This is a genomic window from Adlercreutzia sp. CNCM I-6215, assembly GCF_977072315.1.
In genome coordinates this window covers 98778-121194 of the sequence record NZ_CDRVMA010000004.1, presented here as the reverse complement: position 1 = coordinate 121194, position 22417 = coordinate 98778, and the positions used below count along the sequence as shown (strand labels likewise).

Sequence of the window (22417 nt, the reverse complement as noted above, 5' to 3'; positions counted from 1 at the left end):
AGCCATTTCGAAACAGACAGGGCGGTTTACTTGCGTCGCCTGCGGGGCTTAAGCCGTTACATCAAGCCGCCCTGTCCAACACTCGTCTTCAGAGAAGGGCCAACCGACCAGAGATGGCCCTTCTCACGTTCAACCTCTTACTGAAGCGCCCACTGGAACTGGATGAGGGCGTTCACGGCCACTTCGTAGAGCAGCACGCGCCACACGATGGTGCCGATCACGGCGCACACCAGGGCAACCACCGCCACAGCCAGAGCCTTCTCGGCGGGAATCTTGCCCGTCATCACCAGGGCCGCCAGCACGGCAGGCACCGCGCAGCCGATAGCCACATTGCCCAGCCAGAAGGCCACGGCATGCTCGCCGGCCAGAATAGCGCCGGTGATCTGTTCGGACTGGCGCATGGCCACGTCAGGCAGCGTCGGATCGAAGTAGTACTGCATCTCAGTGTAGTTCGCGCCCATACCGGAGATGGCCACCGCATAGATGACGCTCACCACGGCGCACACCACCGCGCCAATGAAAGCCACCGTAGCAGACAGCTTCACCGCGTCGTCGGCCTTCGTGGCGCCGGCGATGATCATGGCGGCCAGACCGCCCAGCATCACCGTGGCCACCACGTAGTACAGAGGCAGCAGCATGGTGTCCCACACGGGAATGGCGCTCATCAGGTAGGAGTCGCCCGTCGCGAACGGCAGCGCCAGCGACACGACGATGGCCAGAACGGCGCACCATTTGGGGGCCACGCCCTCCTCGGAACGGCGCATCATGAGGAAGTACAGCACCACGGCGATGGCGAACACGATCACGAAGATCAGCTCGATGGTAATGCCGGAGGTGATGTGCCCGAAGCCGTTCAGCATGCGCAGCGGATGCTGCAGGTGGAAGAACACCGACAGACCGCCGATGGCGAGCGCCACAATCGCGCTTATGCAGGAGGCGAGCTGCATGGCCTTGCCCTTGCCGGACAGGGTGAGGATGCCCTGCATCAGGAAGATGCCGCCGGCGAGGCAATTAAAGAAGGTGAAGAGAATAAGGGGCCACTGAATTTCCATGGGTTGTTACTCCCTCCACTTCCGGCCCTCGCGCAACAAGTACATGAGCTTGGGGTTGTTGCCCTTGTTGGTGAGGTGATGAATGTCGTTCTCGGTAAAGGCCTCCACGTAGTCCTTGAGCTTCACGCGGGTCTTCGTCATGTCGTCGTACTGGCAGCCGGGGGTGTCCGGATGCGCCGGGGCCTCGAAGTTCTCGACGCCCTGATCGAGGTCGCCGAAGAAGCGGGCGCGGGCGCCGCACTGGGCCACGCACTGGGGCAGCTCGCCCTGGCTCGTGCGCTGCTCGCACAGCGTGCACTTCTCCACAACGCGCTCGGTCTGGTTCAGGTAGCGCACACCATAGGGGCAGGCCATGGCGCAGAACTGGCAGCCGATGCACTTGTCCTTGTCGATCTGGATGGTGCCGTCCTCGGCGACATGAGACGCCTCGGTCGGGCACACCTTCACGCACTCGGGGTTCTCGCAGTGCTGGCACTGAACGGGGAGGAAGTACATCTCCACGTCCGGGAAGGTGCCGGAACCGCCCTCAATGGGATGCGGACCGACGCGCAGCGTCTTAATCCAGAAGTTGCCCACGTCCACGCCGTTGATGGCCTTGCACGCCACGGTGCAGGCAAGGCAGCCCGTGCAACGGTTCAAATCGGTGATGATCGCGTAATTCGCCATTGATCTTCCTCCTTTCTATTCCTTGATGAGGCTTAAGGTCTGCAGGCCCTTGGCATCCGCGCTCGCGTAGGTGAGCTCCACCTTCGAGTCGTCCAGACGCGGGTCGTTGGCCAGCCATTCCTTCAGACGCGGGTCGTTGGCGTTGGTGATCGCCTCGTTGCCCCACGGATCGCACGGCACGGGGTTGCCAAACGGCGAGTTCTCCTCGGTGGCCTTGTAGACGACCATCGGGTTGCCGCGCAGCTGGGAGGCGCCGCAGATCCAGCACTGGGCGTACTTGTCCATGGTGCAGTTGATGCCGACGAGCTCGAAGCCGTGGGCGGCGTGATCCATCTCGGGGTACCACCAGGCATGGTTGGCGTTAGTGGTGCCTTCCTTGATGCCGTAGTACAGATCGGCCACCTCGCGGATAGCGCCCCACGGGGTGCGCACCCAGATCCAGTCGCCCTGCTCGATGCCGAGGCGCGCCGCGTCGTTCGGATTCATCTCGAAGCGCGGGGACGGCCACAGCTCGCGGCACCAGGGCAGCTGACGGTGCTCGGAGTGGAAGTAGACGGGCTGGCGGGCGCCGGAGGTGCAGATGAAGGTCGCCTCCGGGTTCTCCTTCACGGCCTGCTTGTAGGCCTCGAGGTTGTCGGTGGTGCCGTTGTCGGTCGCCTGACCGTTGCCCACGCCGGCGATGCCGTGGTAGGGCTTGTTCAGGTAGTTGTCGCTGTTGTAGGACGCGCCGTCCACCAGGTTGGCGTCGTACCACTCGGGCGCCTGAACGCGGGAGTTCTTCGGCTCGAACCAGTGCGGGAACTTGTCGATGTCCGGAATGTCGCCGGCGTAGGCGTCGCGATCCGGGGAGCACACCTGGGCGAAGTACGGGGTCTTCTCGCCCACCTTGGCAGCAGTGCCTGGCGTCTCAAGCACGTAGGACTCGCTTACCGTGTCGCCGATGTAGGACTCGCAGATGGTCGACCAGATCTCCACCTTGCCGGTGGGGGTGCCGAAGGCGCACTTCTCGTCCACGGCGGCGTACAGGTTGTAGCCGGCCTGCTGGCGACGGTAGCCCATCTCCCAGCGACGGTAGGTGCCCCAGCGCTCGGGATGCCACTTGCGGCAGTCGAACCAGCCCTCTTCCTGGAACTTCGCCGCGTACTGCGGGAAGTCGGGGCCGTCGGGGTACTCCTCGGTCTTCCACCAGTCGGTGGCGTCCTTGAGCACGCGGTACTCCTGCTCCTCATAGCCCACCGAACCGCCGGCCTGAATGAAGTCATGGTAGTCGAGGTTCAGCCACTCGTCGTATTCGGGGTCGCGATCGTTGAACGGCACGCCCATGGACTTGTGCAGGCACACGACGAAGGTCGGGTCGAAGACCACGTCTCCGATGGGCTCGACGCAGCGCTGGCCGGCGCCGAAGATGCCGCCGGCGCCCTGGGACACGCGGCCGGTGTTGGTCTCCAACCAGTGGGTGCAGGGGAACACGTAGTCGGCGGTGCCGTTGTTCGGGCACGACCACAGGTTGATGTCGACCCAGAAGTCCAGCTGCGTCAGCGCGTCCCACGCCTCCAGCAAATTCGACTGGTTCATGAAGTCGCCGGACATGCAGATGCCGCCGTAGAGCTTGTAGGGGGAATCGATCTCGCGGATGGCGTCCCAGATGGAGGAGGCGTCGGTCCAGGAGTTCCAGAAGCGCAGAAGCGGGAAGCGCTCGGCAGAGATCTGGTCCGCGTTGTTCTCGAACGGGGTCTTCAGACCCGGGAAGGAACGCGATCCCTTGTAGTCGCCGCCCTTGCGCATGGCGATGATGCGGGCCTCTTCATCGGTGGGGATGTGGTTGCCGTAGCGCTCCATGAGCGGAGAGTTCTCGTCCTGCAGATACTTCACGAAGTTCTGGATCAGCGGAATCTGGTCCTCCACGGAAAGATCGCGCGGCGTGTTGCCGAGCTCCATGGTGCCGATGCCCTCGCGGATGCCCCAGTCGACCGGCTCGTGGTCGGTCACGATCATGTTGGCGCGGCCGCAGCAGCCATCCACCTGGGCCTTCGAGGAGCCGCGGTTGCCGGCGGGCTCGTCGGAGTTGCCGGTGAGACAGGCGATGAGCTGCAGGGCGCGGGTGTTCTGCACGGCGTGACCGGTCTGGTCGGGGGCCAGCTGGTAGTGGATGCCGCCGTTGCCGTGAAGCGGGTTCAGGCGCGTGGTGTAGGTGCGCACCGCCTCTTCGATCTTGTCGGCGGGAACCTCGGTGATCTCGGAGACACGCTCGAGCGTGTACTCCTCCAGGTTGTGCTCCCACTCCTGCCAGACCGACTTGGCCTCGATCATCTTGCCATTGGCGAGCTTCACCTGCACGCCGTCGGGCCACAGCTCCGGATCCTTCGGCAGGCCCTTCGGGTTCGACTTGGCGCCCTTCTCGTTGCCCTCGCCGGTCCAGTAGGCGTCGTAGGCCGGGTCGGCCGGGTCGGCGAACTTCGAGGGGTCGGGCAGCCACGCATCGGCGATGATGGGCTTGTAGGGGTGCTCGATCCAGGTACCGGTGGTCGGGATCTTGTGCTTCTCGCCCTCCCACTGGCATTCCTCGGCGTCCCAGTAGGTCGGCTTCTCGTTGGCGGCGTCCCAGCAGATGAAGCGGCGGTAGGAGTACTGCTCCGGCGCCGGCTCCCAGAACTGGGAGACCCACTCGCGGTCGAGGTCGGCCTCGGTGAGCAGGCGGCTCGTCATGTGGATGCCGCCGTTCATTTCCAGGAAGTAGCCCTTGTAGGTCTTGCCGTCGGCCTCGGGGTTGTAGAGGAACGGGCCGTTGGACCAGCGCTTCACGAAGTTCTTGTCGTAGGCGTCGTTGTCGACGATCCACTTCAGCCAGCCGAGCGACATGGCCAAATCGGTGCCGACGCGGATGGGCAGCCACAGATCGGCCTCCTTGCCCAGCGGGCTCATGCGCGGGTCAACCAGAATGTGCTTGTAGGCGCGCTGCGAGCAGTCCACGACGGTACGGTTGGTGGAGTCGTAGTTGGAATACTCGGAAGCGGTACCCCACTGCACGTACACGATGGGGCCCTGCTCCACCTCCATCCACGGCGAGCCCTTCTCGTCGGTGAGCACGCCGCCGAAGTGGCGCGGGCCCTTGCAGATCTCGTAGGCGGAATGGAAGTTGTGGGTTCCGAAGACGGACTTCAGGGTGCCGTAGGGCGGCTGAGCCCACACGCGCGAGGTACCGCCCATGGAGAAGATCGACTTTCCGCCGTACTTGTCGATGAGCTCGTTGTACTTGGCGCCGATCTCGTCCATGGCCTCGGCAAAGTTGACGCGCACCCAGCCGGGATCGTCCTCGCCCTTGGGGTTGGTGCGCTTCATGGTGTAGCGCAAACGATCGGGGTGGTACAGCGCCAGCATGGACGCCTGGGACTTCGCGCAGCAGTGGCCGCGGCTGTGTGCGTTGGACTCGTCACCTTCTACCTTGATGACCTTGTTGTCCTGCACGGTGACCCACACACCGCATTCGCATTTGCCGCACGCGCGGCAGCAGGAACGGATGCGCTTGACCTCACCAGCTGATTCGTCGACGCCCTCGGCCAAAGCCGCAGACGGTGCTACGGCAAAGCTCAGAGTGCTCGCAGCGCCCGTGACGGCGGCCGCCTTCAGGAAGCTGCGACGAGTCAGTGAAAGTTTAGCCATGGGTCCTCCTCTCTCTTTCGTTCGATGCTTTCCAACAAAACACCGGCGGCCCTCGGCGGCGTCGGCGGCCTTCGCGAGTGGAGGGGTGAAGATCCGCCTCCGCTGTCGAGCGGCCACCGATGTTTTGTTGCCCAACGGTTGAAAATGGTATGGGCCGCGCAGGCCGCGCAATCATAAGAGCAGGCCGATTTAAGGGACGGCAATCATCCCGCGCGCTCATCTCGATGGGATGATTTCCCTGCTCGAGGCCTCTCTATACTGGATAACGAAGAGGATAGGACGAAAGGAGACAACGATGAGCAAGCCCCATCCTTCCATGGCCCTCACGCTTGATTTGGACGAGTCGATCGTCGATCACGAGCTGCGATTGGAGATCGATCGCTGCTACTCTTACCTGGGAACGCCCGTGGTGCGCACCCACCCGGCGGCCGACGGCGAGCCGGTGAACACCCTCCGCATGACCGTGCGCGTGGGGGCCCGCGAGTACCTGGATTCCTCCGTGGAAGGCGCCGACGCGCTGTGGAGCGACTCCATTGAGCACTGGCTGCTGAACCAGGTGCACGCCGTGGACAACCAGATGAAGATCTTCAACCGCCGCCAGCGCGAGGAGGGCAAGCCCGAGCTTGTGTTCACGTGGCTGGAAATCGAGCTGCAGGGCGGCCGGCTCGTGGTGCGCCTGCGGCTGGATTCCACCTGCGGCATCGACCCCGAGGAGAGCAAGTGGGTGAGCCGCGTGCGCGAGGCCCTGAACGCCGGCGCGCTTGGCAAGGACGTCGTCGCCGTGACGCTGCCTTCCGCGGCCTCCTACGAGAAGCAGTACGCCGCCGGCATGGAAGCGCTTGAGACCCGCAAAGAGGCCGAGGCCGCCGCGGCCCGCGCCGCCGAAGAGGCGGCCGCAGCCGAGGCCGAGGCCGCCGAGAAGGCCGCCGAGGAGTCGTTCATGGCCTCCCCCGCCTTGGTAGCCGAGGCCGCCGAAGCGGCACTTGAGGCCGAGGAAGCGGCCGATATCGTCGTGCGCGCCCGCATCGCCCACGACCTGGAAGAGGTCGAACGCGGCGAGCTTGACAAGACCGCCGAGGAAATCGTGGCCGAGCGCATCGCCGAGGAGGCGCATCTGGGCGAGGACATCCAGAAGAAGTACGCCCTGCCCGATGCCGATTTCGCCCTCGCCTTCGACCAGTGGACGGTCGTCTACGCCGATGGCTCCACGCGCGATTTCGACTCGACCAGCGGCATCTTGGCCGATTAGGAGGCACTCATGACTGACATGATGGCAGAAATCGCCGCTTTCGACGGTCGCACGGCCAAAATCGTCGGCCCCGCGCGCTCCGGCAAGACCGAGGCGCTGCTGCGCCGGGCCGCTGCCGCCGTGGCCGCCGGATGCGCCCCCGAAGACATCCTCATCGAGACCTCCACGGCCGAGGCGGCCCGCGTGGCGCGTCGCCGCCTGGTGGACGCCCTGGCCGCCGCCGGGGTGCAGGACGTGGAAGACATCGCCGGCCGCATCACCGTGGCCTGCGCCCAGCAGGTGTGCCTTGCCGTGCTGGAAACGCCCGAGGCTCGCGCCGCCACCGGCCGCACCCCCCGCGTGCTCGCGCCCTTCGAGTACAACTTCTTCCTGGAGGACATGAAGACCCTGGGGACTCCCGCCCGCCGCTTGCGCTCGGAGCTCGGCCACATCAAGAAGCAGTGGTGCGCGCTCGCCCCCGAGGACGACTGGGCCGTGGGCGAGGAGAAAGACGCGCTGGAGCTGGCCCATCGCCTGCTCGGTGCCACGAACGCCATGCTGGAAGACGAGGTGGCCTACCTCTGCGGGCGCTACCTGCAAAGTGATGCAGGCGCCGGCGCGCGACAGCGGTTCTCTCTCGTGCTCGCCGACGACTTCCAGAACCTTTCCGTCGCACAGCAGACCTGCCTGTGCCTGCTCGCCCGCGACCAGCTCATCGTCGCCGGCAATCCGGACGAGACCGTGCGCGTCGCCACGAGCTTCCCGGCCCCCGAGGGTTTCGCCACCTTCGACACCCTGCGTCGGAACGTGACCGTGTTCGCCCTGAACACCGCTTTCGGCAATCCCAACGTCACCGCGTTCTGCAATGCCGTTGTCCGCGCGGGCAACGAGGAGGCGCTTGCGGCCGACCAGCGCGAGGGAACCATACGCGACATCGCCACCGTGAAGTGGAACACGCCGGACGAGGAATTCAACGGGCTGACGCGCTACCTGTTCGCCGTGAACGCCGAAAATCCTGAGGCGGCCCAATCCGACCTCTGCGTCGTCGCCCCCAACAAGCAGTGGGCGCACGCCTTCGAGCAAATGCTCGTCCGCCGCGGCTTTATGGTGTCATCGCTGGGCTTCGAGCGCCTTGGCGGCGATCCGCGCGACATGAACCGCGCCCGGGCGCTTGTGGCCTACACATCGCTGAACCTGCTGGCCGACCCGGATGACCTGTTCGCCTGGCGCGCGTGGGTGGGCTTCGGAAACTACCTCACCTATTCCGACGGCTGGCACTTCCTGATGGAGTGGTGCGACGAGCACGACGCCGGCATCCTGGATGCCCTGGAGGCGGCCGTGGCCGCCCGCACCGCCGGCGAAGCGGAGCCCTTCCCCCGAGCCGAGCGCCTGGCCGAGCGCTACGAGGCCGGCCGCACAATGATCGCCGCCCATGCGGGGCGCCGCGGGCACAACCTGCTGGCGGCCCTCGGCGCCGACAAGCTGCGCGATTTCGCGACGCTTTCCGCGACACTGGCCGGCGACGAGGACGCGCCGACCTTGTATGCCATGATCCGCGAGACCCAGTTCTTCCCCACCCACGAGGCCAACGTCCGCGCCGTGCGCGTCAGCTCCTACGAGCAGCTGTGCGGCTGCGGCTACCGCGCCCTGTACGTCACCGGCTGCGTGGACGGCTTCATGCCCGCCCGCGACGCCTTCGAGGTGGTCTCCACCGACGCCGACCGCGACCGCGTGCGCGAGGCCGATCGCCGCACGTTTGCCGCTGGCGTCGCCAAAGCCACCGACGCGTTGATGTTCTCCACGTTCAGCCGTGCCCCGCTCGAGTTGGCCGAGCGCACGAAGATGCAGGTGGCCCGCGTGCGCATGGAAGACGGCGAGCGCATCGCCACCCTGCGCCCCACCTGCTTCCTGGAAGAAGCCGGCGCCGCAGCCCCCATCACCTTAGGCGGCCAGGCCCTCCTCGCCGACGCAGGGATCGACTAGAGCCGGCAACCCATCAACCGCCGACAAACCCTCTCAAGAAAAGCCCCGCAACCGGGGCTTTTCTTGTTTCGCCATTTCCCCCCTCACCGCCGGACGGTATCCCTCAATTGCTTGAGAAATGACGGTTAGCGTAGTTTTTCTCTTTCCTCGCTCTTCATTCTGCTTGGAAAACAACGGGTAGCGTAGTTTCTGGGTACGCTACCCGTTGTTTTCCAAGTAGCTTCCTCTCGCACACCGCGGGGCAGCACGCGAAAACGGGTCGGCCCCGCCGAGGAGGGGCGGGGCCGACGAAGGGAGGGGAAAGAAGGAAGGGGTTGGTAAGGTTTGGGCCGCAAAAGGCCGCTTAAGCTTCCACGGAATCCAAAAGCTCGCGCAGGACGGCTTCGTCCTCCTGCAGGGAGCCGAGCGTCAGCTGCCCCAGACCCTGGTAGAACAAGGTGCGGGCGTGCATGCGCATATCGGCGACCAGCATGGGAACCCAGTTCAGCAGGTGATTCTCCAAAAAGTCGTAGGACGTGCGCAGGTAGGCGATCGCCTCGTCCTCGGCGTTGTCGGACAGCGCCTCGGCGGCGCGCAGGGCCATGCGCTGCATGAACTCGAGCTCCAGCGCGATGTGGTCCTCGGCCTCGTTCCAGTTGCCGCGTTTCAACTCGTTTTCGCGCAGCGTGGCGAGCACCTCGGCGCGGGCCTCCTGCATGAGCAGACGGCGCTCGGACGTGTACACCGACTCGTACGGATAGGCGGCGGAATACCCGTTCACGCCGTGGCCGATGAACGTGCTCACGTAATCGATGGCGAGCTCGGTCACCGAGTCGTCCCAGGCGCGCTTCAGGTAGTCGTACAGCTGGTGGTAGCCCTCATCGGCGGCCGCATTGCCCGTGGCCTGGGGAAAGCGCATCTTCTGCAGCTCGCGCAGCGTCGGCAGATCCACCTCTTCGCGGAACAGACGCGCCAGCATGCCGTAGGATCGGGCGCGGGCGTTCATCAGCTCAACGAGGTTCACATCCTCGGAAGCGGCAGCTTCCTCAACGACGGCTTCTTCCATAACGACCATAGCGTTAAGCCTCCTTCGCGCTCTTCAGCTCGGCGAGCATAGCCCGCCCCAAATCGGTCAAGTTCCAGGCGCCATCGCCCCAGATGACGCAGTCGCAGGTTTCCAGCACATCGATGAAGTGCTGACCGAAGCGGCGCGGCGACTTGGTGATCTCCATGGCGTCGGTCAGGCTCTCAATGGCGTCCAGCTTTCGCGGCGCCTCTTCAAGGGCTTCCATAACCGCCGCGTACACCTCGGCGTAGCGCGCCTCGTCGGATCCCAGCACAACCGCGCGGAAGCTCTTGCCGGCGAGGTACTCCGCGCGCAAGGCCAACGCCTCGGGAGTCGCGCGCCACACCGGATCCACGGTCTCGCGAATCTCCAGGTACGCCACACCCTCCTCGGCGCTCTCGTGCTCCTCGGACACGTCGGGCATCTCCAACGTAAGCGCTCCGGCGCGCTCCAACATGCGGCAAAGCGTCATGGGAGCGTATACCGACCAGTTGTCGCGCTGCCACTCATCCACGCGCTCGGAAATGACGCTCGAGGGGCAGCCGCCCTCGCACAGGCCGATGATGTTCAGCAGCACGGGCCGACGGTTGGGGTTGCGGACAATGAGCGCCTGAAGCGCCTCGGTGGCGCTGCCTTGGCGTGCCGGCGAGTACACCGGATCGTGGTGCACCGTCTCGGGCATGTTGCGCATGGTGGGGTAGTCGATGGTGTCGTAGGGGTTCTCGTCGTCCATCCATTCCTGGTCGATCTCCGAATCGTCCACCGCCAAAGGGTCGAACTCGTCGTCGAAGGCGAGCAGCTCGAGGGTGTCCCCGGCACTCGCGCAAGAACCCTGATGCTGATAGGCCATACAGGTTTCCTCTCTCGTTTCGCGTGCGGTCGTCATCGCGAACCCCGATGCGCGGAAGGCTCTTTTCGCCCTTCGTTCGCTCGAGCAATCCGATAGCAGACGCCGCTTCCTATCCTCTTCGTCCTACATTCTAGGAAGCATCGCGGCGCCCAGCTCATACGACCAGGCCCATCTTTGCGAAAAGCGGCATCATCCTCTCGTGATGATTTCGCCCTTCCACGAGGATGATTGTGCGCTGCACCTGGGGTTTTGCCCTTGACCTTTTCCGTGCGCGCGCCATAATGGGGCTGCGTTGCGAAACTGCGGGGCGACCACGATTGAGGGAGCACTTATGACCAACGCAGCATTCGGCAAGAAGGTTCTTGCCATCGCGGTTCTGGCCTGCCTGTGCGCAGCCCTGATCGCTGTCCCGGCGTACGGCTTCTACTACGTGCACGACGACAGCGTGTCGGATTCCTCTGACGGTCTGGGTAGCTACGAGGTCTTCATGGTGGTCGACGAGACCGCCGTGGGAGGCGACGTGCACTCCGACCTGATGTTCGTTCCGGCGGGCAGCACGGCCGATGTCGTCCTTACCGAGGGCATCATCTCCAGCGAGAACCAAAACGGGCTGGACGCCATTCACAACTATGACGTTCAGTCGGTGGCCGACTACCTCGCCGCCAACGGCTACAACGCTGAGATCAGCGTGTATGCCACCGGCGAGCAGCAGGCCTACAAGGACGCGGAAGGCGCCTACGCCGCCACGTCCCAGAACGTGAGCGAGGCTTACACCGCCCCCGCGAAGGGCGATGGCTCGACCGTTCTCGATCGCTACGACAACGTGGTGATCACGGTGACCAAGTAGGTCGCCGACCGTTGCAGGGCCATCGTCGACCAGCGGTGGCCCTGCGCATCCTGCGCAGGGCGCGCACGCGAGGTCGCAGGCACGAGCCGGAACTCGCACGCAGCGCGGGCCACGGGAAAGGGGCTTGGGAAGGCGGGGTTGACGAAGCATCATCCGCTATCTATAATCCCCTGACTCAACTATTAAGCACCATCTTGCCTGGTGAGACGGCCGGGCGCACAGGAGGGGGATTATGGGGTTTCAGGTTCCTCGCGTTACGATCAAAATCGACTTCAAGGAAGGCGCATCCTTCGGCGAATTAAGTCTCATTTCGTTCGGCTACGGCCTGCATCAAGCGTGGATCTACAGCTCCATGTTCGACAAAGGCGGCATTTTCGGAACCGGAGGCCTTCAGGCCGGGCCCTTCAACGATCAACTGTCCCTGGCCTATTTCGTCTCGATCCTCATCTACGGCCTGCTGTTGCTTATCGCAAGCATCCTCGACACCAAGCTCATCCGGGCGCTGCACGCCACCCCCACCCTCATTGCAGCCGCACTGCTCGGCGCAACGGGAACGCTTCTCTTGCTCGGGTCGGGCGCGGAATCGCCCTTCGACGGCAGCACGCTGCAAATCATTTCGGGCATCTTGACGGGAACGGGCTCTTCCATCTTGCTGCTTGCTTGGGGCATCGCCTTCTCGCGGCGCGACTCAGCCTCCATCATCATTAACGGAGCGCTCTCCATCGCCATCGGATTCGGCATCTACGGCCTCGTGCTGCACCAGATCCCCTTCCCGTGGGGCGGCGCGGCAAGCGCGCTCATTCCCTTTGCGGAAATCGCCCTCCTGCTTGTGCTGCGTCGCCACGTGAGCCTCGATTTCGACAATCGCCAGCTCTTTTTCCAGCCGCTGCCCATCAATCACGCGCGTTTCGTGATGCGCTTCGGATTGCCGGTGTTCTTCCTCGGCGTGGCCCTGGGCATCATGCGCCAAACCTCCATTGAGACCATCCTGCCCGGCAGCGCCTTCGAAGATCAGGCGTTGCTGTTCGTCACCGCCTGCGTCGCCACGGTGCTCATTATGGTGACGTTTCTCGCCCTCGGCGGCGACGAGCGCTGGCATATCTTCTTCCGGCCGCTCATCCCGTTCATCGCCGTAACGGCCATTTTCATCCCCTTCACGACCGGGGGCACGTCGTTTTGGGGGACCTCGGTGGTGCTTGTCGGATACATGTCCTTCGAGGCGCTTATGTGGATCTTCTTCTCGGAGCTCTCCCAGCGCTTCCGCCTCTCCCCCATCTTCGTATTCGGCCTCGGCCGCGGTGTTATGGCGCTGGCGGCCCTCGGCGGCTCTACCTCGCTACTGTTCACCGGGGCCCTCGGGACGCCCACCGGCCTCGGCGAAATGGGCACCGTGCTCATCGTACTTGTGGCCATGATGCTTGCCTACGCCCTTCTGCCCGACGAGCACGAGATGGCCGCTATCGTTGCCGTGACGCCGAAGAGGGCCGCCGCCGCGCAGAACCTTCCCCGCACCCCACTCATCGTGGTGAACGAGGGGGACGCGCCAGCAGCCGCCCACACAGGCGAAGAGGCGGCCGAGATCACCGATGCGACCTCGTGGGAGCGGGCCGTGGCCTCCGCCCTCGCCGATTTGGGCGACCCCGAGGAGGTGCTCGAGGCGCTCTCCGCCGCGGCAACCACCGCAAACCGCGGAAACGCCCCGCAGGAGCAAGGTGTCGACGCAGAGGGAATCGAAGACGAGGCCGAAGGAGGAGTCGAAGCCGCCGCGACTGGCGCTGCGACCCCCGCCCCCTCCCCGGCCCGCCAGGCCATGGACTTCTCGCGCTCCATCTTCACTGAGGGTTCCGACGCCACCCCGCCAGCCGAGGACACCCCCGCTGCCCGAGGTCGCTTCCGTCAACGCTGCGAAGTCATCGCCAACACCTACCTGCTGTCGCGCCGCGAGAGCGAGGTCATGTACTACCTGGCCCGCGGCTACAAGTCATCTCACATCCAGCAGCAGCTCTACATCTCCGAGGGCACGGCGAAGACCCACATCCGCCACATCTACCGCAAGCTGAACATCCACAGCCAGCAAGACCTCATCCACCTCATCGACGAAGTGGAGCTGTAGAGGCAAAACAGCTATCGTCCGTCGCTCGCCACAAGTCGGCGGATGCCGCCGACTTGTGGCGAGCATGAGCTCTTCATCGTTCCGAACCCAGGGAACTTCTTCACTGCCGATTGCGGGACACACCGTCACGCCATCCTTCTTCCCACGCTTTCGCTTCTGCAATTTAACCATAGCGGAAGCGGAGGTCATAAGGCAAGCAACGTGTCATCCCTCCCCATTCGGACGCCCTCACAACACGCGCCAACACCCCGACTTGCTGGATCCTTCTCGCATCAATCTTCCTTCTTGCTTGAGCACTTCGACATCGCGGTTGACGGTGGCGACGCTCACACCGAGACGCTTGCTTGCCTGGAGAATGGAGCTAGACGGCTCTTCCTCGAACATGCGCAGCAGCAGCTCACGCCTCTCGCCGGCGCCTACCCTTCTGCAGGTGGGAGCATCCCTATCCTTCTCCGTCGACAAACTACCCTCGCTCCCATAGCCCCGAGAGGCCACGCTGCCTTCGTGCGCAAAATCCCCCGAGGCGTTTCCGAATTGCTCTTTCTCGTCTTGACGGGCGAAAATGGTCACAAGAAAATAGAGGCGCTCCTCATCGGTCTCGAAGATGGGATCGGGAGAGCCGTTGTTCCTCAGCGCGGCGAGCATCTTCCTTATGCCAGTGTTGCGGCCCTCAGTGAGACCCAGCTCCTTCAGGTACTCGCCCACCCGTCGGTTTCGGTACCGTCGGCTCACCGCCCGAAATTGCCTTAGGCCCTCGGCGCTGATCGAGCGGTCGGCTCCGGGAAAGCTGAGTAATTCAATGCGGTCGGGCAGAACGCGCACCTCTATGGGCTCGCGCACATCGTAACCCTTATGATAAACAGCGTTCGCAAGCGCTTCCTCGATCGCATCGTAAGGATAGTTGAAGTAGCGATCGGACTCGGCTCTGTCGGGATACTTCCGAACACGCTCCTCGATGACATTGTTCCTCAGGTAGCGCAAGGCATCTTGCATCTGATGGTGAAGGGGGCCTGCAAAAATATGCTCCTCAAGTCGACTGCCTCCCTCCCCTTCGGGCAGTTCAACGATATCGATGCGCGCATAGGGGAAAAAGCGTTCCGGCTCCGACGCGAAGAACAAGAGCCCGACGTTTTTCGGCTTCAGGTATTCCTTGGGACCCTGCACGATATCCATGCGCTGACAGAGTTCTACGAAGTCCATCGTATCGGCTTCCGCGTACAGCGAGCTTCCCACCTCGCGAAGATATCCCTTGATGAGCGTGATGTTCAGGTCGTCAACTTCCGCTCCATGGTGCACGCGATCATCGAAAGGGACATTATTGGCGAGGTTGTACAGGTCGCGTCTCTCAGCCTCGGATGGCGACAGAGTGCTCGCCATTTTGCGTATCCAATAAATCCGCTCGCTCTTTTTCCCCATGCTTTTAGGGGAGGAGTAGGGGCGCACGCTTCCGCCGGGCGCCCAAACGACGATGAGGGCTTTGCCCTCGTACTCAGCAACGTCCACAATGGGCATGTAGTCGGGCTGGATAAGCTTGCACTTGTTGACCATATCCTTGAGCCACAGATCAACTTTATCCGTCGGCACCCCCACTACCGTTCGATAGCCTGCGGTATCCTCGCGAACGCCAATGACGAGATACCCTCCACCCCAGTTGTCAATATCATTGGCGAACGCGCAAATAGTCTTGAGAGATGCCTGCGGATCCCACGTCTCCTTGAATTCGATGCGCGCACTTTCCACAATAGTCCCTTCGATCAGGGTTTCTATACTTGTCGGAAGTCCCATGGCATCTCCTCATCACTATCATATTGTTGCAGGATGATAGTATAAATGATAGTGATGATAGAGTAAATGATAGTATAAACGAGAGTGATGATACTGAAAATGATAGCGATAGGCCATCGCCGCTCGTGGGGCATTTGTGGCGATCGCGAACTTGTTCTTGATTAATTTGGTCATGAAAAGTATTATTTGATTCTATTAATAATTTCGGCTCTCAGAGAGAAAGGAGAAGTATGGCCTGTTCATTCCGCTATTTCCTACTTAAACGCTGCCAAGGTTTGACCGGTTTAAACACTACAAGCACGAAGAAGTTCTTCGCCGCCGCCGAGGATGCGCATCCCGAGGCATTCGCGCCGCTTCTTCTGCTTGCGATCTGCGACGGACGCGAGGAATACCTGCTCCGGCGCGCGGAGGGCACGAAAGCGGCCGAGATGTTCGACGAGTTCGTCGAACACTGGCATGCGTCGGGGCGTCCGTTGGAGGTGTACCTGGGCATGTTGCCCGACGGCGACCCGTTCAAAACCATCCTCGTCGAATGGCGCACTGATTCCTCGCGCATCGAGGTCGACCGCAAAATCCTGAAGTACGTCTCGACCGCCTTCGGCGATCTTCTGGCCGACAAGAACATGACCCGCGCCGAGGCCTGCCGCGTCACCCGTCTGAACAAGGGTAACTTCTACGCCTTCCTCAAAGGGGACACGTCGAAGATGAGCCGCAAAACGGCCATGAACGCCTACCGCGAAATCGCCGCACTCTAGCACCTGCAAGACCGAGCAACGCCAAGCAAGGCCACGCCCGAACGCCACGGGCCCGCAGCCGCAAAAGGGCTGCGGGACCGTTTTCATTGCGGAAGAGCGCGACCCCGGCAGCCGACTCCGCCCTCCCCTCTCACACTTCTCCGGAAACAGGAGGAAAGATAAGGGCCAGGGAAAGCTCGTCGCCTTCCAAAGAGGCCTCAACCTCTATGTTCTGGGCGGTAGCGAGGCTGGCCACCACGGCAAGGCCCAGGCCTGCGCCTCCTTGGGCGCGAGCGACATCGGCGCGGTAGAAGCGCTCGAAGAGACGGTTGACGTCGATAGCCGCCGGGTCGGGAACCTTGTTGGAAAAGGTCAAAGTGCGACCCCGCTGAATGATAGACGGCGCGGACGTCCCATAGCGCAGGGCGTTGCTCACCAGGTTCTCGAACATACGAGCCAGCGCCTCGCTGTCAGCCTCGACCACCAGGGACTCGTCGGGAAAGTCCACCGCCGGCTCCCAGCCGCGCTCTTCGAAAGCGGGAAACTGACCAGTGAGCACATCGGCGAGCACGGGCAGAACGACAAGGGGGCGCCTATCCAGATCGGACGCGGCATCGGTGGCGCGGGCGTAGGCGAACAGCGCGTCCAGCAGGCCCTCCATGTCGGCCAGGCGCGCTTCGGCTGCCTGCAGGTAATGGGCGCGGCGAGCATCGTCCGGCTCCTCGGCGGCCAGGGAGACATAGCCCTTCGCACCCATGAGCGGCGTGCGAATGTCGTGGGACAGGCTCGCCAGATCGCGCTGGAACTGGCGCTGCTCGGCGGCGCGCTCGCGCTCGCGCCGGTCGGCGGCATCCAGCGTGCCGTTCACCGCACGAGCCAGATCGGCGAACCCGGGTCCGGGCATTTCGGTGGTCAAGCGGCTATTGGAGCGTCCGTCGCGATTCCGCAGGAAGCGGGCCATGCGGCGAAGTTCGTGGCCGTACAGCAGCACCAGCGCGAACCCGCAGAGCGCCAGGCCCCCGAAGCATATGGCAAGCGTCACAACTGTCCTTTCTCGTTTCGTTTGTTGCAGAGCACCTGTCGCATGGCTCTAGTTGTGGCAAGGGGCGACCGAGGTCGCCCCCTACGGAGACTAGCATGCAGTGAGACGTTGCCACGCCCCTCCACCGGATGTCTCCTACAAATCGCGCTTCCACAGCGGGCCGAACGTCAGCACGGCGCAGAGGGCAACCGCGGCGGTGGCCACGATGAGCACCTGCACAGCGAGGGGCGCCATGGTCAGCGGGGCGGCAGCAGGCGTCGCGAGCAGCGTCGAGGCGTGATTGCCCACATTCTGCATGCAGGAGGCGAGCATCCACGGCTCCAACGCGCCGATCCAGGGCACGCCCCGGCCCAGCAGAAGCAGCACCTGGCCGAGAAGCGAGCCGGCGATGCCGGAGCTGACCACGAGCGCCCAGGCCACCCCGGCCCCGGCGCTGCGGCTCGCCCACACGATGACCGCCGTCGTGCACCCGTAGGCGAAGGCCAAAAGCCAGGCCAGCCCGAGGAAGAGCGCCAGGTCGCCCAACGGGCTTGCCGCCGCATAGGTGAAGCCTGCCGCCGCGAAGGACGCGGCTCCGGCCAGGGCGACCACGGCCAGATAGAAGGCCGCGAGAAGACCGACGAGCACCAGCTTCTCGCCGTAGTAGCGCACGCGCCCCCGGCGATCCATCACCAAGTTGCGCGCGAAGCGCATGGAGAAGTCCTGGGCAAGAAAGAGTGCCGTCACCAGCGAGACGACCATGGCCAACGCCCCTCCCGACACCGCCATATCTCCCAGCATATCGGCCGGCGAGGCCAGGGTGCGCATGTCGCGGGACACTCCTTCGAAATCGGCGTCGCTGAGCGCCTCGGGATTGTCAGCGACGAGATCCCACAGCTCGCTCGAGGCGAATGCGGAATCGCTCGCCGTCTCATCGTCGCGCACGCTGTCCTCTTCGGATTCGGCCGATCCGGCGGCCTCGGCAGCGCCTAGCGTGTCCAGCTCATCCAGCGACAGGCCGCGCCCCGAGGCGCCGGCCGCAGCCGCAGCTTCCGCTGATGCATTCGCAGCGGCAGCATCTCCTTCGCCCAGGACGCCGGCCCCGCCGGTCACCCCGTCGCCGACGTTCACGGTCATCTCGAAACTCGTCGCCGTCATGCGCAGAAACTCCGGCGAGGACACCCAGTGCATCATGCCGGCCGCCAGAACAGACAGAGCCACCAGCACGATAGCGGCCACCCAGAGCATCTTGCCATGCACGAGGCGGTAGATATCGCTCTTCAGCAAGTTAAACATACTGCGCGCCCCCTTCCATCAGTTCCACGAAGTACTCTTCCAGATCGCGGCGGCCTTGGGACAGCTCGCGCACCACCTCGCCGGCGCCGGCAAGCAGACGGCTGATAGCACCATCGTCGTAGTCCCCCGTGATAACAATGGCCCCGTCCAGCTCCGCCTTGAAGGCGAGCGCGGGATACGCCTCTTCCAAAAGTGCCAGCGCCCGGGCCGGGTTCTCGGTGCGAACGCGCAGGCTGCTGCGACACTCGGCGGCCACCTCCTCGGCCGTCATCTCGCGCACCATGCGCCCGTCGGCGATGACCCCGTAGCGCGTGGCCATGCGATCGAGCTGATCGAGCACATGCGAGCTGACGACCACCGTGATGCCCAAGGTTTCGTTCACGCGCACGATGAGGTTGCGCATGGCGCGCGTCGCCTCGGGGTCGAGCCCGTTGAAAGGCTCGTCTAACAGCAGCACATCGGGGCTGCCGAGCAGCGCCATGGCGAGCCCCAGCCGCTGCTTCATGCCGAGCGAGAACCCGCGCACCTTCTTGTTGCCAACCGAGGAGAGCCCCACGAGCCTGAGCACCTCCTCGCAGCGGGCCGGACCGTCCACGATGCCCCAGGCGAGTGCCTTCGCCATGAGGTTCCGGTAGGCCGACAGGTTCAAAAGCAGCCCCGGCTCTTCGATCAGCACGCCGATGCGCCGCACGCCGCCCTCATCCGGCCCCGCAGCGCCCGCGGCCCCCGCCGAGGCTCGATCGCTTTCGAACAGAACGACCTCACCAGCCGTCGGAAGGGCGTCGCCGCAGATCATCTTCATGACCGTCGATTTGCCAGCGCCGTTTTTCCCCACAAAGCCGTAGATGTCGCCCGCAGCCATGGTCATGGTGAAATCGCGCACCACCGCGCGGCCGCCGTAGACCTTGGTCAGCCCGCGGGCCTCGATGACGTTCACGGCCGTCTCCCTTCTCTCACAGATCCCATCGCTTCCATCCTTTCTCGCTTATACCGCATTTCCAGCGACTTTCAGTGTGGACGCGGGAATTAAAGAAAGTTCTGGCGAAGCGTTAAGATTGTTTGAAGATGCCGACGCCAACGCATCCGCGCGTATTATCCTGCTTGCCATGGAAACCGTCGCCGACATACTCATCATCGAGGACGACCCCTCTATCAACGAGGTGGTCTGCGCGCATCTGGAGCGTCGCGGCTACCGCTGCCGCCAGGCCTTCTCGGGCACCGAGGGCCTCTTGCTTCTGCGCGAGCAGCGCCCGGACGTCGTTATCACCGATCTCATGCTGCCCGGCGTGCCCGGCGAGGAGATCGTGCGCGCCATCCGCGGCGCCGATAGCGCGCTGCCCATCATCGTCATCTCGGCGCGCATCACCGCCGCCGACAAGATTTCCCTTCTGCAAGCCGGCGCCGACGACTACCTGACCAAGCCCTTCGATTTAGACGAGCTGCAGGCCCGCATCGAGGTGCAGCGACGCCACCATGCCGAGCGCGCGCATGCCGGGACGGCCGTGGGCGCCGCGAAGGCGGACGGCTCCTCGCAGCTGCTCGCCTTCCGCCGCTGGGAGCTGGATCCCGACGGGCGCGTCTTTTGCGTCGACGGCGAGGAGGTGGCCCTCACGCGCACGGAGTTCAACATCCTAGAGCTGCTCATGGGCCGGCCGCAGAAGGTGTTCACCAAGCAGGAGCTCTTCGAGCTGGCTTGGGGCGAGCCCTACTCGGTGGAGGACTCCACGGTGAACGTGCACGTGTCGAACCTGCGCCGCAAGCTGAAGCCCACCGGCACCGACGGCTACCTGCAAACCGTGTGGGGCATGGGCTACAAACTGCACAATGCCTGACGGGCGGCGCCGCAGAGGGCTTCGCCGCGCATCGCTCGCTAACATTCCTGATGCTTTTGCTCATGAATGTTGTTGACCTCACCCCCTTTCCCGTCAATTAAGCTCGCAAATCTCCTGAAAACCGTGATGGTCTGGCAATTTCTCCCAAGTTGACACGGTGAAACACCGCGCACTGTGGGACAATGGGCAGACTTATCCAACTACTCCGGTGAAAGGTTCCGCCGTGTTCGATTTCTTCCGCAAAAAGGGCAACAACCCCGAGAAGCCCGCCAAAGACGGCGGCTCCCAGAACGCGGCCGGCGCCACCGCCTCGGGCCGCACCACCCGCGACGCGCTGGCGGAGTTCACCGCCACCCCGCTGCCCGACGCCATCGACGGCCTGCTGTTCCGCGTGTCCATGGCCGACCCGGCCGACCCGACCTCGTCTTCGGGCTTCGATGCCTACGCCGCCCGCCTGCTCTCCGAAGCCGAGGCGCCCAGCCTGCGCGCCATCGCCGTGGAGCATCCGGTGGAGCTGCGCCGCCTGAACACCACGGGCCTGTTCTGGTCCATCTTCGACGACAGCACGATTTCAGCCGGCAACCGGGGCACCATTCTGCGCATCGAGTCCGTGCTCGATCGTTTGGCCCTCATTTCGAAGGCCTTGGAAGGCGACGAGGGCACCGCCTTTGTGAGCGCCACGACCGAGAGCGCCTGCAGCGAGCTGGACTGGCAGGTGCTGCGCTCCATCGCCAACGATGCCAACGATTACCTGACCGCCGCCGAACGCGATAACAAGCTGGACACCCAGTACGGCACGACGGGCACTCGCGGCGGCAACTGGGATCTCTCCACGCGTCTGGCCGCCGCCTGCGAGGCCATGGTGGTCCCCTTCCGCCTGGAATACCGCTTCGCCTGCGACAGCGCCACCGGAACCATCGTGGCCAGCGTGTCGCTGCCTACCCCCGACGTGTTCCCGAAGTCGCGCTGGAGCAGCGCCACGGGCCAGTGGGCCGATTGCACTGCGCAACGTCCTGCCGCCGCGGCCGCCTACGCCCTGCGCCTGGCGGCCCTCATCGCCGCCGCCGCTTTCGGCACCTCCGTCGGCGTGACGCGCGTCGTCGTGAACGGCCGCGAGGGTTCCATCGCGGGCCCGACCGTGATGTCGCTGGAGTTCGGCCGCATCCCCTTCACCATGGGCGCCATGGCGAAAATCCGCAGCGGCGAGTTCTCCGCGCCGGCCACCGAATGCGACCCGGCTGCGCTGTTCGACATGCTGCATCTGGCCCAGTTCGCCATCAACATCGATGAGGCGGGCAACTTGCAGCCCGTCGAGCCGCTGCCGGTGGAGCTGTCGGTTCCCTTCACCCCCGTGGCCGAGGACACCCGTCCTTTGCCGGAGAACCTGCGCGGGCTTCTGCATGCCGACATCGTGAGCGATTTGGACGTTATGAGCGAGCAGAACGCCGATCTGGCCGCCCGCTACCGCGCCATCATGGAGGAGAAGGACGACTCGCTGCTTCTGGCGGTGGCCCAGCTGGAGGACATCGTCGCCGAGACGAGCGCCGCCGCGACGAGCGACGTCATAGCGGACGACCTCGCCCAGCCCGCCGAGCCGCGCCGCCTTCTGTACTGCGAGAACGTCTTCGCCCGCTATCTGACGAGCCTCGTGGAAAGCGACCCCGCCGTGCGCTACGTGCGCGCCTCGGACATCGGTCAGGCGGCCCGTTCATCGCTCTCGCGCATCTACCGCGACATGGGCGACTTGGACGCCGCCGAGGCCCAGGCCCGAGCCTGCATCGAGCTGGCCCCCACAAGCGCCCCGGCCTACAACGACCTCATCACCTGCTTCGCCGAGGGCGACCACTACGACCGGATCATCGACGTGGCCCGCGATGCCCTGCGCGTGGCCGTCACCGGGAACGACATCGCCTATGTGTACTACCGGCTGGCCTTCGCCTACTGGCAGACGGGACGTTTGCCCGAGGCGCTGGCCTGCTACCTGCGTGTGCCGGAGACGAGCCCCATGGGCGAGGCCGCCCTGCGCGAGCGCAACGACTTGGTGAGCGAGATGGGCAACAACGTGCCCGGCAGCGATTGGGATCCCACGGCCTGCCTGCGCACGGCCGGCGTGCCCTTGGCGCCCCTGGACGACGTGATGGAAGTGGTGGGCCGCGCGCTCATCGAGCTCTGCGACGCCAACATGCCGCTGGCCGCCGCTCCCTTGGCGAGCCTCGTGGCGAGCACCCAGCGCAACGACATCCTCCACGCCGTAGCCGCCAGCCTCCGCCAGGGCGTGTAGGAGCACGGGGCGGAAGAGTGAGCG

The 22417-nt window shown here is 64.3% G+C and carries 16 protein-coding genes; 7 read left to right on the top strand and 9 right to left on the bottom strand.

Annotated features, from left to right (window positions below; translation table 11 throughout):
* Window positions 1-137: 137 nt before the first annotated feature.
* From ACW4LP_RS04645 to ACW4LP_RS04635, 3 genes are read right to left on the bottom strand one after another with little or no spacing between them, the layout of a single operon-like run.
* The gene (locus ACW4LP_RS04645) at window positions 138-1052 is read right to left on the bottom strand and encodes a dimethyl sulfoxide reductase anchor subunit family protein (RefSeq protein WP_455803510.1); all 915 of its coding nucleotides are present in this window, start codon (window positions 1050-1052) and stop codon (window positions 138-140) included.
* A gap of 6 nt (window positions 1053-1058) precedes the next feature.
* Window positions 1059-1718 (bottom strand): 4Fe-4S dicluster domain-containing protein, encoded by a 660-nt coding sequence (locus ACW4LP_RS04640; protein ID WP_302383976.1) that lies wholly within the window; start codon window positions 1716-1718, stop codon window positions 1059-1061.
* Between the two features lie 15 nt (window positions 1719-1733).
* A complete protein-coding gene (locus ACW4LP_RS04635) occupies window positions 1734-5378 on the bottom strand; it encodes a molybdopterin dinucleotide binding domain-containing protein (RefSeq protein ID WP_455803509.1) in 3645 nt (1214 codons plus the stop codon).
* A gap of 295 nt (window positions 5379-5673) precedes the next feature.
* Here ACW4LP_RS04635 and ACW4LP_RS04630 point away from each other — a divergent pair, with 295 nt between their 5' ends.
* Window positions 5674-6627, top strand: a complete 954-nt coding sequence (locus ACW4LP_RS04630; RefSeq protein WP_157012894.1) for a hypothetical protein — start codon at window positions 5674-5676, stop codon at window positions 6625-6627.
* Between the two features lie 9 nt (window positions 6628-6636).
* On the top strand, window positions 6637-8589 hold the full coding sequence (locus ACW4LP_RS04625) for a UvrD-helicase domain-containing protein (protein ID WP_232325776.1): 1953 nt from the start codon (window positions 6637-6639) through the stop codon (window positions 8587-8589).
* 343 nt (window positions 8590-8932) lie between these two features.
* On the opposite strand, the gene ACW4LP_RS04620 is transcribed toward ACW4LP_RS04625, so the two are convergent.
* Both ACW4LP_RS04620 and ACW4LP_RS04615 read right to left on the bottom strand, forming a co-directional pair.
* Window positions 8933-9643, bottom strand: coding sequence for a TorD/DmsD family molecular chaperone (locus ACW4LP_RS04620; protein ID WP_302383379.1), 711 nt, complete (start codon window positions 9641-9643; stop codon window positions 8933-8935).
* A 4-nt stretch (window positions 9644-9647) separates the two neighbouring features.
* Entirely contained in the window at window positions 9648-10484 is an 837-nt protein-coding gene (locus tag ACW4LP_RS04615) for a PD-(D/E)XK nuclease family protein (protein ID WP_157012893.1), read from the bottom strand.
* Between the two features lie 331 nt (window positions 10485-10815).
* Here ACW4LP_RS04615 and ACW4LP_RS04610 point away from each other — a divergent pair, with 331 nt between their 5' ends.
* Complete coding sequence (locus ACW4LP_RS04610; RefSeq protein WP_114549336.1) at window positions 10816-11331, top strand: hypothetical protein; 516 nt, start codon at window positions 10816-10818, stop codon at window positions 11329-11331.
* Between the two features lie 232 nt (window positions 11332-11563).
* Entirely contained in the window at window positions 11564-13444 is a 1881-nt protein-coding gene (locus tag ACW4LP_RS04605; RefSeq protein ID WP_455803508.1) for a response regulator transcription factor, read from the top strand.
* A gap of 228 nt (window positions 13445-13672) precedes the next feature.
* Here the strand turns inward: ACW4LP_RS04605 and ACW4LP_RS04600 are convergent, their stop codons facing one another.
* Window positions 13673-15229, bottom strand: a complete 1557-nt coding sequence (locus ACW4LP_RS04600; protein WP_455803507.1) for an RNA-binding domain-containing protein — start codon at window positions 15227-15229, stop codon at window positions 13673-13675.
* Between the two features lie 230 nt (window positions 15230-15459).
* Between ACW4LP_RS04600 and ACW4LP_RS04595 the strand changes: the two genes are divergently transcribed.
* Window positions 15460-15984, top strand: a complete 525-nt coding sequence (locus ACW4LP_RS04595; protein ID WP_022740922.1) for a hypothetical protein — start codon at window positions 15460-15462, stop codon at window positions 15982-15984.
* Between the two features lie 130 nt (window positions 15985-16114).
* Here ACW4LP_RS04595 and ACW4LP_RS04590 read toward each other — a convergent pair whose 3' ends face one another.
* The 3 genes from ACW4LP_RS04590 to ACW4LP_RS04580 all read right to left on the bottom strand — a co-directional run bounded on the left by ACW4LP_RS04590 (window position 16115) and on the right by ACW4LP_RS04580 (window position 19217).
* Window positions 16115-17005 (bottom strand): sensor histidine kinase, encoded by an 891-nt coding sequence (locus tag ACW4LP_RS04590; RefSeq protein ID WP_302683095.1) that lies wholly within the window; start codon window positions 17003-17005, stop codon window positions 16115-16117.
* A 135-nt stretch (window positions 17006-17140) separates the two neighbouring features.
* Complete coding sequence (locus ACW4LP_RS04585; protein ID WP_455803506.1) at window positions 17141-18280, bottom strand: hypothetical protein; 1140 nt, start codon at window positions 18278-18280, stop codon at window positions 17141-17143.
* Window positions 18273-19217, bottom strand: a complete 945-nt coding sequence (locus ACW4LP_RS04580) for an ATP-binding cassette domain-containing protein (RefSeq protein WP_455803505.1) — start codon at window positions 19215-19217, stop codon at window positions 18273-18275. The genes ACW4LP_RS04585 and ACW4LP_RS04580 overlap by 8 nt, the downstream gene beginning before the upstream one ends.
* A 118-nt stretch (window positions 19218-19335) precedes the next feature.
* On the opposite strand from ACW4LP_RS04580, the gene ACW4LP_RS04575 reads away from it, so the two are divergent.
* Together ACW4LP_RS04575 and ACW4LP_RS04570 are read left to right on the top strand one after the other, a co-directional pair.
* Entirely contained in the window at window positions 19336-20112 is a 777-nt protein-coding gene (locus ACW4LP_RS04575; RefSeq protein WP_452040362.1) for a response regulator transcription factor, read from the top strand.
* A gap of 223 nt (window positions 20113-20335) precedes the next feature.
* On the top strand, window positions 20336-22393 hold the full coding sequence (locus ACW4LP_RS04570; RefSeq protein ID WP_455803504.1) for a tetratricopeptide repeat protein: 2058 nt from the start codon (window positions 20336-20338) through the stop codon (window positions 22391-22393).
* Window positions 22394-22417: the final 24 nt, after the last annotated feature.